The following is a 16,132-nucleotide window of genomic DNA, read 5'->3' on the forward strand; positions in this document are numbered from 1 at the left end:
TATAGAGAAACAATAAAATAATGATCAGTACCGTGGCACTACGCTGACGCCCTCCCAAGGCAAGAACTGCATAAATATGCATTTTTTATTCAAAATAAATGTTACTTTCTGGATCAGCGCAATCAATAGAGTGACGGAGCTAACAGTAATCTTCCGGGTATCCACTTTGTGAAAACATGGCATCCATGCATGTAGTGCAAGAATTTGTGGTTTTGATCAGCCGCGATTTCGTTACCTGCTCAGGCACAGCGCCCACTTATACCCGGAGCAGGAACTGATGCGAATCGGAGAATCGGATTATCAAAAGAGTGTCGCTGGCAAGCGTTGATAGTGATTTGTTGTTACTCAAGAGACATCATCCCCCCGATGCTTCATGTGAGTTACTACCCGGTGTTGTGCTCTTTGGATGGTGACGGCACACTGCACTGGGCCATAAAACGGAACTTTCATATGGTTGCAGGCTGAGCGAGAAAACAGAAACAGCGGTGGCAGCCACTACTTGTAATCTCGTGTACAGCATATGGCGTTTTCTGATGAACCAGTCAGGCATGTTGAGCCTGGTTGCCAAAGCGATAATCAAGGTACATTGAAAGAGGTTTGTTCACCGCCTCCTTCCATGAAAACCAACATGGGGGCGCTATTGAAGTGCCTCATACTTTTCGAACACTGCAAAAATCCACACATAACAAAGGAGAAAACCGATAAATGCGACTCCTGCCAGACGTTGCCCTTCCATCTCCGCCTGAATTTGATAAGCAATATGGGTATGTGTATAAACACTATGCACACTGTTGGCCTTTGTACTTTTCATAACCGCAATATTCATCTGGCATACTACTCGGGAATGGTATATTGATCCTGCGCATACATTGTGCTTTATTATAAGATATTCGTTATTTAGCCAGTAATAATTTCCTCACCGCATCAATATTAAGTATTAAGATTCATCCCTTAAATATCTCTTCCCCTAACGCATCATTTTTCATCCTTTAAAATTTTTTTTCAATACAGGATAATGTGATCCCCCACATTAACCATGATGTAGCAATACTATAAATTTGCCGCCATAAAAACGAAGTACATCTTTTTTCTTTACCTTATAAAAATTGGATAATTAATATCCACAGAGGATTATTATGGACACAATTCAAACGGCGACAATTCATACAGATAAAAACAGGACATGGCGGAAAACCGACACTATCTGGATGCTCGGATTATATGGCACAGCAATTGGTGCTGGTGTGCTGTTTCTGCCAATTAATGCGGGGATTGGTGGCCTTCTCCCGCTGATATTCATGGCAATTTTAGCTTTCCCGATGACATTTTTTGCTCACCGTGGTTTATGCCGTTTCGTTTTATCGGGTAAAAAGCCTGGCGAAGATATTACCGAAGTGGTTGAAGAGCATTTTGGTACTGGCGCTGGGAAAATCATCACCCTGCTTTATTTTTTTGCGATTTACCCTATTTTATTAGTTTATAGTGTCGCGATTACAAATACGGTAGACAGCTTTATTGTTCACCAACTTCACTTACCTTCGCCACCGCGTGCCCTGCTTGCCCTGATATTAATTATAGGGTTAATGACTATTGTGCGCCTGGGGGAGAAGTTTATTGTTCGTGCTATGAGTATTCTGGTATTCCCGTTCGTAGCAACCTTGATGGTACTGGCCCTCTACCTGGTTCCAGGCTGGAACGGAGCCATTTTCCATAGCATGACATCCAGTGTATCCGGGCATGGTTTATGGATGACTATGTGGCTGGCTATTCCGGTTATGGTGTTCTCATTTAACCATTCACCGATTATTTCCGCTTTTGCCGTTGCCAAGCGTGAAGAATATGGTGACCAGGCTGAAAGTAAATGTGCCAAAATTCTTTGCTGTGCACATATTATGATGGTTATTACTGTGATGTTTTTTGTGTTCAGTTGTGTACTTAGCCTGAGCCCGGAAAACCTGGCTCAGGCGAAAGCACAAAATATATCCATTCTCTCCTACCTGGCGAATCATTTTAATAATCCGGTTATTGCCTGGTCTGCACCGGTTATTGCATTCGTTGCCATCACCAAGTCATTTTTAGGTCATTATATTGGTGCCAGTGAAGGTTTTAATGGCCTGGTCATTAAACAGTTACGCAGCCGTGGCCGCACTATTGAGCCAACCCGGCTCTCTCGTTTCACGGCACTGTTTATGCTGCTGAGTACCTGGGCGGTGGCTACGCTGAACCCCAGTATTTTAGGCATGATAGAAACACTGGGCGGGCCAGTTATTGCCATGCTGCTGTTCCTGATGCCGATGTATGCCATTCATAAAGTGCCAGCAATGCGTAAATACAGCGGGAAGCTGTCGAATATTTTTGTTGTCCTGGTTGGGTTGGTTGCAATGTCTGCCATTCTGTTTGACCTGGTAAAATAACTGGCTGGAGGCCCCTTATGATCAGTATTTTCAGTATATTCAAACCGGGTATTGGCCCTTCCAGCTCCCATACTGTCGGGCCAATGGTGGCAGGCAACTTGTTTATTAGTGAAATAATTGAACAAGACTTAATGCCGCTTACTCGCAAAATAGAGGTCGATATTTATGGGTCTTTATCGCTGACAGGGAAAGGTCACCATACAGATATTGCCATCATTATGGGGCTTGCCGGTAATAAACCTGAAACCGTAGATATTGATGCCATCCCGTTATTTATTCGTGAGGTTAATCAAACGGGCAAACTACCCGTTTCAGACAAAACAGGTATGCAGTTTACCCCGGAACTGGTGCTCAATTTTCATGACCGCCGCCTGCCGCTTCATGAAAATGGGCTGACATTCACGGCATGGGACGGCCCGCACCGGTTGTATCATAAAACCTGGTACTCTGTCGGCGGAGGGTTCGTGGTCAGTGAAGCGGAATTTGGCCAGCAACAACGGGATGAAGTAATAGTGCCATTTCCGTTTTACTCAGCAAATAATTTGCTGGAAACCTGCCATGCTAATGGACTGTCCATTTCTGCCGTTATGATGCAAAACGAAAGCGCATTATACGGGCGTGCTGCCGTGGAAGAACGGGTGACACAGTTGTGGGGCACCATGCGCCAGGCGATAGAACGAGGCATACGCACTGAAGGCGTTTTACCGGGGCCTTTGCGCGTACCTCGCCGAGCCTCGGCCTTACACCGTGTGTTGTCGCCGGGTGAGAGTATTCGCCCGGATGCCATAAGGGCAATGGACTGGGTGAATATGTTTGCCATGGCGGTGGGCGAGGAAAATGCTGCAGGCGGGCGCGTTGTTACGGCTCCAACCAATGGGGCATGTGGCATTATCCCTGCCGTGCTGGCGTACTACGACCACTTTATTCAACCACTCACGCCGGAACTCACGCTGCGTTATTTTTTGGCAGCAGGAGCCGTCGGGATTTTGTACAAAATGAATGCGTCTATTTCCGGTGCTGAAGTTGGCTGCCAGGGTGAGATTGGCGTCGCCTGCTCTATGGCCTCTGCCGGGCTGGCGGAATTATTAGGTGGCAGCCCGGAGAAAGTTTGTAATGCGGCGGAAATAGGCATGGAGCATAACCTGGGGCTTACCTGCGACCCGGTAGCGGGCCAGGTGCAGGTTCCCTGTATTGAGCGTAACGCCATTGCTGCGGTAAAAGCCATTAACGCCGCCAGTATGGCAATGCTGCGCACCAGTGTTCCCCGGGTATCGTTGGATAAAGTTATCGAAACCATGTACGAAACAGGTAAAGATATGAACGCAAAATACCGGGAAACAGCTCAGGGAGGGCTGGCAATAAAAGTCGCACTTTGCGAAGCATAACCGCAAGAACTATTTCTTTTCGTCTGGCCAATGCACCGGCCAGACAACACTATTTTCCATCGCTGTCGCATACCATTCGTTCATCTTTTTCCCGGTTTCTTTTTCTCTGGCAGGCACATTTACTTCAGGCGCAGCAATGGAGACCGTTTTTTTCCGGATGCGCTGCGGTGGGCGCGCCTGTGAAGGATGTAAATCTGCATTAAACCCGCGAACTTCTGAATCAAACAGAACTGATTCCAGTTGGTGAAGCCGGTCCAGAGCCCGCAGAATGCCGATCAATGTAGTTAAGGTGACTGCTCCGCCCTGTTCAACACGTTTGATTGTCGCAATCCCTACTTGTGCGCGGCTGGCAAGCTCAATTTGCGACAAACGTTGGGCAATACGAGTTTCCTTGATGCGACGGCAAAGCTCCGCCACTACTTCATCATCTGACAAGGTTGTAAATTTCATTGAAGCCTTCTGGGTAATACCAGGCTTTCCACCTGTTTAATAGGAATTTTCACAGAATTACTACGCAGCCGGTAGCCAGGTAAAAAGCAAAAAAAGAAATAGCAGGGGATGACAATAGCAGATTATGCTGGCATCAAGAAGCTAACCTCTGGTGAGATGTGAGGAAGGATACAGATTTTCCTTAATATAAACGGCCAGGGCAGTAATAAGTTCCTTACTACCCTGCCTTAATCAGGTTTAATGCTTATCAGAACGTTGTCCAGCCCTCATCATTGGCCTGATCTTGCGTTGACGTGGGCTTTACGGGTGAGAGCAGATGTTTTGTTCCCTTGCCAGGTAATGCCAGTGAAGGTACGGTGGCTGGTGCGTCACCAAGGCGGAAACTAGCCACTAGCTGCTCAAGCAGTGTCGCTTGCTCTTCCAGCGCATTGGCAGCACTGGAGGATTCCATTACTAAAGAAGCATTTTGTTGAGTAGTGGTATCCAGTTCTGAAATAGCCTGCGCAATTTGGGCTATGCCCCGGCTTTGCTCTTCCGAAGCAGAAGAGATTTCCCCCATGATGTCATTAACCCGGCGCACTGATGTCACTATCTGCTCCATATTTTCCCCAGCTTGTGCCACTAACGAACTACCGGTATTAATCCGGCTTACTGATTCATCAATCAGTGTGGCGATATCTTTCGCTGCCTGAGAACTGCGCTGAGACAAGCTACGTACTTCGCTGGCCACCACTGCAAACCCCCGCCCTTGTTCACCGGCACGAGCCGCTTCCACTGCAGCGTTCAGCGCCAGGATGTTGGTCTGGAAAGCAATGCTGTTAATGACTGCGGTGATATCAGAAATTTTCTTCGAGCTTGATGAGATATCTGCCATCGTGCTGACCACGTTACGCACAACTTCCCCACCCTGGACCGCATTGTTGGTTGCTTCGGCCGCAATCTGGCTGGCATGGCGAGCATTGTCTGCGTTATTTCGCACCGTTGAAGTTAACTGCTCCATACTCGCTGCAGTTTCCACTACAGCAGCAGACTGTTGTTCCGTGCGGGCGGATAAGTCAGTATTGCCTTCAGCAATGGCACTGGCCGAACGAGTTACCGCCAGAACACTATTACGCACTTCACTAATCATAGTGCGCAGCCGGGTATTCATTTGCCCCATTGCGCTGGTTAATTTGCCCAGCTCGTCGTTGCTGCTGGACTGAATGGTTGCGCTGAGATCCCCGCTGGCAATACGCTGTGCCAGCGACAGGTTATGCACAACCGGGCGTGTTATCTGCCGCGTGATATACCAGGTCACAAAGATGCCAATCAAAATCGCGACCAGGCCAATTACCACCGTAATACTGGCGGAACCATATGCCAGTTTATCGTTCTGGATTTTTACCGTAGCAATTAACTGTTTGATGATGGCACTACTTTTATCACCTGATGTTTTGACATTATCTTCAGCAGCCTTAAGGCCATTAAATGCCGCCAGATAGTTGTCGTTTACGCTCTTATAATCACTCGTGCTTTTCCATAGCCGGGTGAAAGGAGCGAGTTGTTCTGGCGGCAGCACTGTTGATAATTGCTGATATTTCTCACCCGCGCGCTTCCAGGTTTGCTCTAATTTTGCACGGGCGCTTTCAGTGCCGCTCAGCCGTAGAGACAACGCCTGATCATTTACACTCCCCACCAGTAACAAAAAATCATAAATGGCGTAAGCATCCTGAGTATTACTGACAGGTGTACGAATCAGTTCGGCAAACTGACCAGTCATATCTTGTGCATTATGGTCTTCTAACGCTTGCTTTACAGAGCGCAGCGCCTGGGTGGCTTGCCCCATTTGAGTAATATTATCCTGAAAGCCCTGCAACTGCGTGCCCAGGTCATCAACCATTGCCGCCTCTTTTGCTGACCAACGGCGGCCTTTGGCTTCCTGAACCAATTCCTGTGCATGGCTGACAAACTTCGCCATGATGTCCCGGGTTTTGTCATCACCAGAATAGAAATACTTCAGGCGGTTAATCTTTGCCTGGAATACTTCAATATTGATGTTGTAGATAAGATTCGTTTTATCGTAGATATTCGTGATATCCCGAAAACGCATCACGCTGAGGGCGGAAGCAATAGCTACCAACAATAGTACCAGGCCAAACCCGGCATATAATTTCCTTGAAATTCTTATATTTTTTAATCCGCTGACCAAGCTCATACTCGCCCCTGTGTGTTTTTTTTGCGCTAATAGCTCAGTTATCGGTCACTCAAACAGATTATTTAGTGATACTTAAAAAGGGTTAATAGATTGTGGGCTGAATCCACTTCAACCAGGCAAATGCCTGAAACACACAGTGCAAATGCCCAGCCGATGTCATTATTCACCGCTGTCCATAGGTAACGCTAAAATAAAACAATTAATTACATGACAGAACTAAAAAGTGTCGCCAATAAGTAACATTTAAAATATTGATAAATATAGTTTTTTATATAGTTTTACAGTTCAAATTTAAGTGTACAAAAAACAACCAAAAGCACCTTGCCCCCCTCTATTTTACGCAGTACATTACGGGCAAATGGCACGCCACACTGAAACTTTTTTCGCCAAAGACAGTAAGCAGAACCAACAAGAAAAGTCTCAATATTCAGTCTGGCGTTGGGTGTCTTTTATACTTTTTCTCAGAACGTTTTAACAACGTTGTTTAGCGTTACAACTACGCGGAGTGTCTACTGTGAAATACTTTTTTATGGGAATTTCAGTCATTATCCTGGTGTGGGCAGGAACATTTGTACTGATGGTGGAATAACACTCTCACTGTGTTACTTGAAGCAAAAAAGGCGCAATGCGCCTTTTTTGTTTATGTGGGGGAATGAACGCTTATTTTTCGCCTTCAGCTGCCGGATGCCGGGAGGAAGGTAACAAGCCATCTGCACGAAACATGGCTTTAATCCCTCTTACAGCCTGGCGAATCCTGTCACTGTTTTCAATCAACGCGAAGCGCACATGGGTATCGCCATAGTCCCCAAAGCCAATACCAGGTGATACGCACACTTTGGCATCTGCCAGTAATTTTTTAGCAAACTCCAGCGACCCCATTCCTGCATAGGGTTCAGGAATTTTTGCCCAAACATACATGGATGCTTTCGGACACTCGACCATCCACCCTGCTTCATGCAGGCCTTTCACCAGCACATCACGGCGGCGTTTATACTCTTCGGCAATCTCATGTACGCATGTTTGATCCCCTTCCAGAGCAGCAATAGCGGCCACCTGAAGAGGGGTGAAAGTACCATAGTCATGGTAACTTTTAATACGAGCCAGGGCATGTACCAGTTCTGGGTTGCCGACCATAAAACCAATACGCCAGCCAGCCATATTATAGCTTTTAGACAGTGTGAAAAATTCTACTGCCACTTCCCGGGCACCCGGTACCTGCATTATGGATGGCGCTTTCCAGCCATCATAAACAATATCGGCATAGGCAAGATCATGCACAACCAGCACATCGTAACGGCGTGCCAGAGCCACCACTTTCTCGAAGAAATCCAGCTCAACACATTGTGCTGTTGGGTTGGAGGGAAAACCGAGAATAATCATCTTAGGTTTAGGGTAACTTTCCCGAATGGCTCGTTCCAGCTCATTAAAGAAATCAACGCCTTCAACCAGGGGTACTGAACGCACCTGCGCCCCGGCAATAACCGCGCCATAGATATGAATGGGGTAACTCGGGTTTGGCACCAGCACCGTATCACCAAGATCCAGTGTTGCCATCATTAAGTGCGCCAGGCCTTCTTTTGAGCCAATAGTGACAATCGCTTCTGTTTCCGGGTCAATATCCACCTGATATCTGTCCTGGTACCAGCGAGAAATAGCACGGCGTAAACGTGGAATCCCTTTTGAGGTAGAGTAACCGTGTGTATCAGGGCGCTGGGCGACAGTACATAACTTTTCGACGATATGCGCAGGTGTTGCACCATCCGGGTTACCCATACTGAAATCGATAATATCTTCGCCGCGCCGACGCGCAGCCATCTTCAGTTCAGCGGTAATGTTAAAAACGTAAGGGGGGAGTCTGTCGATGCGCGCAAAGCGCCGTTTTGGACTGAAATCAGCCATAGTAACCTCTGAGATGACGTAAGCGCCCGGACCATCCGAGCGACGTTGCCGCTGATGCAGCCTTTTTACAGTGCGCTTCTCTTACCGGCTTGTCGATACATCACAGGAAAAAACACTGTTTGTCTGTAACCACATGGCATTACGTTATATATAACGCTGATTTTGCATAAAAATTAGATTATAAAACTAATACGCAAGCATAATAGCCTGAATTTATCCGGGCGAAATATCACTCAGCGCACCTGCACTGGTTATTCCCTGCCAGGTTTTTTATCATGAAGGCTCCTCCTGCTGGATTCGCGAGTTTTACGTGCACGAAATTTTCACTATGTTGCTGGCGGTTTTTGACCGGGCAGCACTGATGCTTATCTGCTTGTTTTTCTTGATTCGCCTGCGATTGTTCCGCGAGTTATTACATAAAACAGCGCACACGCCAAAAGAACGCCTGGCTCTGACGGCGCTCTTTTCTATGTTTGCACTATTCAGCACCTGGTCAGGTGTGCCGGTGGAAGGTTCACTGGTGAATGTGCGTATTATTGCGGTTATGTCCAGTGGCTTACTCTTTGGCCCCTGGGTGGGGATAATTACCGGTATTATTGCTGGTGTTCACCGCTACTTGATTGATATTGGTGGAATTACCTCTGTTCCTTGCCTGATAACCAGTATTTTAGCCGGGTTGATATCCAGTTGGATCAATGTTCGTTTTCCCAAAAAAAGCCACTGGCGTATCGGTATTCTGGGGGGAATGCTGTGCGAAACACTCACTATGATTCTGGTGGTCTTATGGGCCCCGTCGGTATCGCTGGGGCTGGATATTGTTTCTAAAATAGGCATCCCAATGATTTTGGGGAATGTCTGTATCGGTTTTATTGTACTGCTGGTGCAAAGTGTTGAAGGGGAAAAAGAGGCTATTGCTGCGCGCCAGGCAAAACTGGCTTTGGAAATTGCTAACAAGACACTACCTTTGTTCCGCCATGTGAATGAAGCCTCATTGCGCAAAGTGTGTGAAATTATTCGTAATGATATTAATGCCGATGCCGTTGCCATCACCAATAAAGAACAGGTACTGGCTTATGTTGGCGTGGGGGAAAATAATTATCATGAACATGATGACCAAATCAGCCCAACCACCAGGCAAGCCATGCGTTATGGAAAAATTATAATAAAAAACAATGATGAAGCTTACCGCACACCAGAAATTCATTCGATGCTCGTTATCCCGCTATGGGAAAAAGGAGTTGTTACCGGCACGCTGAAAATTTATTACTGCCATGCTCACCAAATCACCTCTTCATTACAGGAAATGGCGATAGGTCTGTCGCAAATCATCTCGACACAACTGGAAGTATCTCGTGCTGAACAATTACGAGAAATGGCAAATAAGGCAGAATTGCGAGCACTGCAAAGTAAAATTAACCCACATTTCTTATTTAATGCGCTGAATGCCATTTCATCATCAATTCGATTAAATCCTGATACCGCACGCCAGTTAATTATTAATTTATCCCGTTATCTGCGTTATAACCTGGAATTGACGGACGACGAACTGATTGATATTAAAAAAGAGTTGTACCAAATTAAGGATTATATCGCCATTGAACAGGCTCGTTTCGGCGACAAACTCACTGTCATCTATGATATTGACGAAGAAGTCGAATGCCGCATCCCCAGTCTGTTAATTCAACCGTTGGTTGAGAATGCCATTGTGCATGGTATTCAACCCTGCAGGGGAAAAGGCGTAGTCACAATTAGTATCACAGAGCAAGGTAACCGTGTGCGTATTGCTGTGCGCGATACCGGTAATGGGATAGACCAGGCGGTAATCGACCGGGTAGAAGCGAATGAAATGCCGGGGAATAAAATTGGTTTACTGAATGTACACCATCGGGTGAAATTATTGTATGGCGAAGGGTTGCAGATTCGTCGCCTGGAGCCCGGCACCGAAATTGCTTTTTATGTGAATAGCGGCATAACGTCGTTGCCTGCATCCGTGGGCATTGGACAGATTGAGAGGACGTAATGAAAGCTATTATTGTGGAAGATGAAGTGCTGGCACAGCAGGAGTTGAGCTGGCTAATAAAAGAACACAGTAAAGTTGAAATTGTTGCCACGTTTGAAGATGGCCTGGATGTATTGAAGTACCTGCAACACCATGATGTTGATGCCATTTTTCTTGATATTAACATTCCATCTCTGGACGGCGTGTTATTGGCGCAAAATATCAGTAAATTTGCCAATAAACCTTTTATTATTTTCATTACGGCCTGGAAAGAGCATGCAGTAGAAGCCTTTGAGCTGGAGGCTTTCGACTATATTCTTAAGCCTTACCAGGAATCACGCATCATTGGCATGCTGCAAAAACTGGAAGCAGCCGGGCAGCAACGCAACACGACAGCCCCAGCCAGCGCAACCGCTCGTAGCAATATCACCATTAATTTGATTAAAGATGAGCGTATTATCGTTACTGATATCAACGATATTTATTATGCTGAAGCCCATGAAAAAATGACATTTGTCTATACCCGGCGTGAATCCTACGTTATGCCCATGAACATTACGGAATTCTGCAGCCGCCTGCCAGAGAGCCACTTTTTCCGCTGCCACCGCTCCTATTGTGTCAACCTGAATAAGATTCGCGAAATAGAACCCTGGTTTAACAATACCTATATTTTGCGCCTGCGAGATCTCGATTTCGAAGTTCCTGTCAGCCGCAGCAAAGTGAAAGAGTTTCGCCAGTTAATGCGCCTGTGAGGCACTGGATCTTTACATACAGACACAGGCCAGCAAATGCTGAAACTACATTTGCTGGCCTGCAAGAAGATTAGATGATTTGCCCCAGAGTCTGGCGCAGATAAGCGCCTGCACCGAGCAAGCCGGGTTGGTCATGAACAATCAAATAGACGGGAATATCTTCAACGTAAGATTTAAAACGCCCTTTGTCTTCAAAACCACCGCGGAACCCCGACGCTTTAAAGAAATCCAGAAAACGCGGCACAATGCCACCAGCAATGTACACCCCACCGAAAGTGCCCAAATTGAGCGCCAGGTTGCCACCAAAACGCCCCATAATTACACAAAACAACGACAATGCGCGGCGGCAGTCTGTGCAACTGTCATCCAGAGCTTTTTCGGTCACATCTTTGGGTTGCAGGTTTTCCGGCAGGCGGCCATCCGCTTTCACAATTGCCCGATAAAGGTTAACTAAACCGGGGCCGGACAAAACACGTTCGGCAGAAACATGGCCTAACTCTTCACGCAGGTGTTCAAGAATAATGCCTTCTTCTTCACTGTTGGGGGCAAAATCGACATGCCCACCTTCGCCAGGCAAACTCACCCAGCGCTTATCCACATGAACCAGGTGCGCCACCCCTAAACCGGTACCCGCCCCGTAAACAGCAATGGGTTTATTATCTACTGGCCTGTCACCACCAAACTGGATCAGATGCTCAGGATTGAGCACCGGAATAGCCATAGAAACAGCGGTGAAATCATTAATAATTTCAAGGTGTTCAAAACCAAGATTGGTTTTGACTTCTTCAATAGAAAAGGCCCATGAATGGTTGGTCATTGCCACCCAGTCACCATTAATCGGGCAGGCAATAGCGATACAGCCATCCGTGACACTGGCATTATGCTCTTTCAGGTACACCTTAATGACCGATTCAATACCGGGGTAATCCAGCCCCGAATAGGTTTTCGCCTGTGAGATCTCGCCTGTAGCAACATCACACAAGGCTAACCGCGCATTGGTGCCCCCAACATCTCCCACCAAAGCATATTTTGTCATTTGCCGTCCGCTCCACTTAAGTCAGAAAATTTCCTGATAACAGAGTAAAATCAAGTAAGTCATATCAACAAACAACATAGCATACCCAGGGCACGATTATTGAGCCATATCACATAATCTCATTTGCTCTCTGCTCCAATTCACGCGGCTACACGACTTACCAGCCGCACCCATTGGATTCGCAACGTGAGAATTCTTCTTCAGCCCGCCCTGGCAGACACCCAGAGCAAGGCCAGCCATGTTTGATGTTTTGCTGGCAACCGCCGTTCTCATCGCCGCTTTCTCGGGCTTCTACAATAAACCGGCAAGCCATACTTCTTCCCCCAACGCAAAGCACACCCTGACCAGGTTATCTTCTGTTTCAAGTAATGCATCAATGCGTGTTGTTTCAATACTGGCATTGACGGGCCCGCCTAAATTAATTATCCCCAAAAGATAAAGCCTACTTTATTTACTGGTCACTCTTTTGTATTAGTGCATCAGTCTGTTGGCTACAATTTTTCCGGTAAATTTTATTCAGCCAAATAGCACAAATAATAAGAACAAATAAAAATCTTAAAATTCAAATAAGAATAGCTGAATTACATTTAATACATTCAGTTATTAATAATCATCCCTTGCTGGATTGGTTTTCTTTTTTGTATCTTTTTAGCGAGGCAAATGAGTACAATTTTATTGTTTTTTTACATGGTCAATCCACGATTTTCACTGCCTGGAAATGAGTAATTTTATCCCCCGATTTTTGGGGGAATTTTTTGTCCAGGTGAGTGCCAACAGGAAGTAAGGATAAGCATTGTATTTTTTGACCTCCCTGCCCCCGCGAATTCCCACTTAATGCTAAAGTTAACTACTTTATAGTTTTTGCCAGCCAGCGGTGATCCACCACCTCCGGTTTCGTCATTCAGCAGGTTGATTTAATTAAAATTTAAGAATTTTCCTTTTCAGGGTCTCAGAATCAGTTTACCGTTCCAGTTTAGTGACTCAGTGTGCCTGGGGCAGTCTGCCAGACTTTTCATGTAAGGATTTTACTTATGCTGCATCCGCGTGCTCGTACGCTCCTGGTTCTTTCCTGCCCCGCCATACTGATTGGTATTGCCACCAGTCTGGTGCTGCATCTGGTTTTGAATGTCTCCTGGATGCTGGAAAAATTCCTGTGGATTGTGCTACCGCAAAGTTTTGGTACATCCGGTGATGCACCGTTCTGGATGCTGAGTATCTTGACACTTACTGGTTTTGCCGTTGGCCTGATTATTCGTTATATGCCTGGGGAAGGTGGTCCTGACCCTGCGCTGGAGCCTTTAATAAGCCCTCCGATTACTCTGGCAGCCTTGCCTGGGTTACTGCTGGCGATGTTATTGGGGCTTGCCGGTGGGGTGAGCCTTGGGCCTGAACACCCTATTATGTCTGTCAATATTGCGCTTACCGTTGCACTTGGCGCACGCGTGTTGCCGAAAGTCAGTGCCTTCGACTGGACCATTCTGGCCGCAGCCGGCACAGTTGGCGCTCTGTTTGGTACGCCTGTTGCTGCAGCACTGATTTTTGCCCAGACACTCAATGCCGGGAATGATGCACCGCTTTGGGACAGGTTGTTTGCCCCGTTGTTAGCCGCGGCTACAGGGGCTGTATGCACACAATTAATGTCTGGCCCGCTGTTTATCATTCCGCTGGCTCCTTACCCTGGGTTGCATTTTATCGACCTGATAAGCGGCAGTGTGGTGGCAATAATTGCGATTGCTTTAGGCATGATGGCCGTTTGGGGGTTTCCTAAACTGCACTATTTGATGCGCCAGGCAAACAACCCAATCTTAATGCTGACAGCAGGAGGGTTCGTATTAGGTTTGTTAGGTGTGATTGGTGGCGACATTACGTTATTCAGTGGGCTGCGTGAGGTTACGACCCTTTTTGCTGGTCATTATACTGTTTCTGACTACTTGCTGTTTGTTATTGTGAAGCTTCTGGCGCTGGTTGTTGCTGCCGCTTGTGGCTTTCGTGGCGGGCGCATTTTCCCGGCTATCTTTGTTGGTATTGCGTTAGGGTTAATGCTCCACCAACATGTTGCCGCCGTTCCCCTGGCAGTGACGTTGTCTTGCTCAGTGCTGGGAATTATGTTGGTTGTTACCCGGGATGGTTGGCTTAGTTTATTTATTGCTGCCGCAGTCGTGCCTGATTTACGTTTGTTACCACTTCTGTGTGTAGTAACACTCCCGGCCTGGCTGATGCTGGCCGGGAGGCCGTTAATGACGGCTGACCGCCGTAAACGCGAATAAGTGATTAAGGCTGGTTATTGCGTTCTTCAAGAGAAGTGGTGACGGCGCTTAACAGCGCGGGGATATCGTTTTGCGGCAACATCACTTCAATAAAGGATAACCGGCTCGCACAAGATGCCGTTTCCAGCACGCTCTGTAATTGTACGGCTTCGCTAACTCGCCAACTCTGCGCCTGGCACGATTCACTCATCGCCTGAGCCAGATGAGTCCAGTCCCACTGAGCTATATCATTATAAGGCTGCTCAGCGCCGTGTATGGCTCGCTCAACCGTATAACCACGGTTATTGAGCAATAAAATAATAGGTTTCAGGCCATCGCGCAGCATAGACCCTAATTCCTGAATCGTAAGTTGCGCAGCGCCATCGCCAATAATGACTATTACTCGGCGTCCAGGCAAAGCTGTCTGTACACCATATGCCGCTGGCAAGGCAAAACCAATGGACCCCCATAATGGCTGCACCACCATTTTTGCGCCATGAGGCAGCACTAAAGAAGCAGCCCCAAATGAGGCTGTGCCCTGGTCTGCGACAATAATATCTCCGGGTTTCAATGCATCCTGGACCACCCGCCATAATGCGTCCTGGTCAAGCAGCCCCAGTTGCCGTGGCACTCGTGGTTCCGGTGCGGGAATAACAGGTTGCCTTGGCAGGTCAGTTCGGCAAAGTTGTTGCAGTATTGTCAATGTGGTGCTCATGGGAATACCGTGGAACCATTGGTCGTCAATACGTACGGCATCGGGTTGAATATCAACGGTCTGTTCCTGCGACAGATTCTGGCTGAAACCACAGGTAATAGTGTCAATAAACTTCACCCCCACACAGAACACCAGGTCGGCCTCTTCGATACCGTGTAATACACGTAAAGAACTGGATTTACCGCAATACAGCCCAACGAAGCCTGGGTTGGTTTCGTCAAACAGGCCTTTGCCCATCATCAGACAGGCATGAGGAAGCGGGTTTTCATCCATCCAGGCCTGCAAAACAGGTTGCGCGCCGAAGCGCTGGGCCAAAAAGTCGGCCAGCAACGCAACCCTGTGGCTGCCCCGGATTTTATCGCGTAATGCATTACGCAGTGCATCAAGCTGGTCAGGATGGACAGGAGGGAGAGTTGGTGTGATAACGTTTACAGGTGGTTGTACAGAAATTTTTGCAACATCGCCAGGTAATTGCAGGTAACCAGGTTTACGTTGCGCAAGCATATCATGCAATACCCGGTCAATTTCCCGGCACGCATTTTCGGGTGTAAGCAACGCCTGGCTACAGGTAATTTCCGCAGACATACGTTGAAAGCGCTGAAATTCACCGTCTCCGAGTGTGTGGTGTACCAGATCACCCGCTCGTTGAGTTTTCAGGCAAGGCGCCCCTACAATATGTATTACTGGCAGGTATTCAGCACAGCTTCCGGCCACACCATTCAGCGCGCTTAATTCACCAACACCAAAGGTTGTGACCAGTGCGGCAGCCCCACGCGCACGGGCATAACCATCTGCGGCATAGGCCGCATTTAATTCATTTGCACACCCCACCCAACTTAAATGAGGGTGCTCCACAATATGGTCAAGTAACTGCAAATTATAATCGCCCGGCACCCCAAAAATATGGGCGATACCACACTCGCTGAGCCTGTCAACAAGGTAATCCGCCACAGTGTAAGAGCCTTGCATAGTAATGATCCTTATAACATTTACCTTTAGTAAGTATTGTGGATGTGTGATCGATGTCCAGGATAAAACCGGA

At 47.2% G+C, this 16,132-nt stretch carries 13 protein-coding genes; 6 read left to right on the forward strand and 7 right to left on the reverse strand.

The annotated features are described in order from the left end of the window. The first annotated feature begins 1,136 nt into the window (after nucleotides 1–1,136). Nucleotides 1,137–2,414 (forward strand): HAAAP family serine/threonine permease, encoded by a 1,278-nt coding sequence (locus LC084_RS16150; RefSeq protein WP_226572211.1) that lies wholly within the window; start codon nucleotides 1,137–1,139, stop codon nucleotides 2,412–2,414. 17 nt (nucleotides 2,415–2,431) lie between these two features. After that, the gene (locus tag LC084_RS16155; RefSeq protein ID WP_226572212.1) at nucleotides 2,432–3,799 is read left to right on the forward strand and encodes an L-serine ammonia-lyase; all 1,368 of its coding nucleotides are present in this window, start codon (nucleotides 2,432–2,434) and stop codon (nucleotides 3,797–3,799) included. A gap of 9 nt (nucleotides 3,800–3,808) precedes the next feature. Here the strand turns inward: LC084_RS16155 and LC084_RS16160 are convergent, their stop codons facing one another. Both LC084_RS16160 and LC084_RS16165 read right to left on the reverse strand, forming a co-directional pair. Then, on the reverse strand, nucleotides 3,809–4,249 hold the full coding sequence (locus tag LC084_RS16160; protein ID WP_226572213.1) for a helix-turn-helix domain-containing protein: 441 nt from the start codon (nucleotides 4,247–4,249) through the stop codon (nucleotides 3,809–3,811). A gap of 247 nt (nucleotides 4,250–4,496) precedes the next feature. Continuing rightward, nucleotides 4,497–6,443 (reverse strand): methyl-accepting chemotaxis protein, encoded by a 1,947-nt coding sequence (locus tag LC084_RS16165; RefSeq protein WP_226572214.1) that lies wholly within the window; start codon nucleotides 6,441–6,443, stop codon nucleotides 4,497–4,499. Nucleotides 6,444–6,957: 514 nt separating this feature from the next. Here LC084_RS16165 and ypdK point away from each other — a divergent pair. After that, on the forward strand, nucleotides 6,958–7,032 hold the full coding sequence (gene ypdK, locus LC084_RS23380; protein ID WP_110025758.1) for a membrane protein YpdK: 75 nt from the start codon (nucleotides 6,958–6,960) through the stop codon (nucleotides 7,030–7,032). Between the two features lie 71 nt (nucleotides 7,033–7,103). Here ypdK and alaC read toward each other — a convergent pair whose 3' ends face one another. Continuing rightward, entirely contained in the window at nucleotides 7,104–8,342 is a 1,239-nt protein-coding gene (gene alaC, locus LC084_RS16175) for an alanine transaminase (RefSeq protein WP_036116118.1), read from the reverse strand. A gap of 310 nt (nucleotides 8,343–8,652) precedes the next feature. Between alaC and LC084_RS16180 the strand changes: the two genes are divergently transcribed. Both LC084_RS16180 and LC084_RS16185 read left to right on the forward strand, forming a co-directional pair. Continuing rightward, the gene (locus LC084_RS16180; RefSeq protein WP_226572215.1) at nucleotides 8,653–10,362 is read left to right on the forward strand and encodes a LytS/YhcK type 5TM receptor domain-containing protein; all 1,710 of its coding nucleotides are present in this window, start codon (nucleotides 8,653–8,655) and stop codon (nucleotides 10,360–10,362) included. Next, nucleotides 10,362–11,093: a LytR/AlgR family response regulator transcription factor gene (locus LC084_RS16185; protein ID WP_226572216.1), complete on the forward strand. Its 732-nt coding sequence runs from the start codon at nucleotides 10,362–10,364 to the stop codon at nucleotides 11,091–11,093. The genes LC084_RS16180 and LC084_RS16185 overlap by 1 nt, the downstream gene beginning before the upstream one ends. Nucleotides 11,094–11,163: 70 nt before the next feature. On the opposite strand, the gene glk is transcribed toward LC084_RS16185, so the two are convergent. From glk to LC084_RS16200, 3 genes are all read right to left on the reverse strand, one after another. Next, a complete protein-coding gene (glk, locus tag LC084_RS16190; RefSeq protein WP_226572217.1) occupies nucleotides 11,164–12,129 on the reverse strand; it encodes a glucokinase in 966 nt (321 codons plus the stop codon). Nucleotides 12,130–12,286: 157 nt separating this feature from the next. Beyond that, on the reverse strand, nucleotides 12,287–12,442 hold the full coding sequence (locus LC084_RS16195) for a hypothetical protein (protein ID WP_226572218.1): 156 nt from the start codon (nucleotides 12,440–12,442) through the stop codon (nucleotides 12,287–12,289). Further along, on the reverse strand, nucleotides 12,421–12,561 hold the full coding sequence (locus LC084_RS16200; RefSeq protein WP_226572219.1) for a hypothetical protein: 141 nt from the start codon (nucleotides 12,559–12,561) through the stop codon (nucleotides 12,421–12,423). The genes LC084_RS16195 and LC084_RS16200 overlap by 22 nt, the downstream gene beginning before the upstream one ends. A gap of 599 nt (nucleotides 12,562–13,160) precedes the next feature. Here LC084_RS16200 and LC084_RS16205 point away from each other — a divergent pair. Further along, complete coding sequence (locus LC084_RS16205) at nucleotides 13,161–14,396, forward strand: ion channel protein (protein WP_226572220.1); 1,236 nt, start codon at nucleotides 13,161–13,163, stop codon at nucleotides 14,394–14,396. Nucleotides 14,397–14,400: 4 nt separating this feature from the next. Here the strand turns inward: LC084_RS16205 and LC084_RS16210 are convergent, their stop codons facing one another. Beyond that, nucleotides 14,401–16,059, reverse strand: coding sequence for an alpha-keto acid decarboxylase family protein (locus LC084_RS16210; protein WP_226572221.1), 1,659 nt, complete (start codon nucleotides 16,057–16,059; stop codon nucleotides 14,401–14,403). Nucleotides 16,060–16,132: the final 73 nt, after the last annotated feature.

Source organism: Mangrovibacter yixingensis (genome assembly GCF_020523985.1).
Lineage (GTDB): Bacteria > Pseudomonadota > Gammaproteobacteria > Enterobacterales > Enterobacteriaceae > Mangrovibacter > Mangrovibacter yixingensis.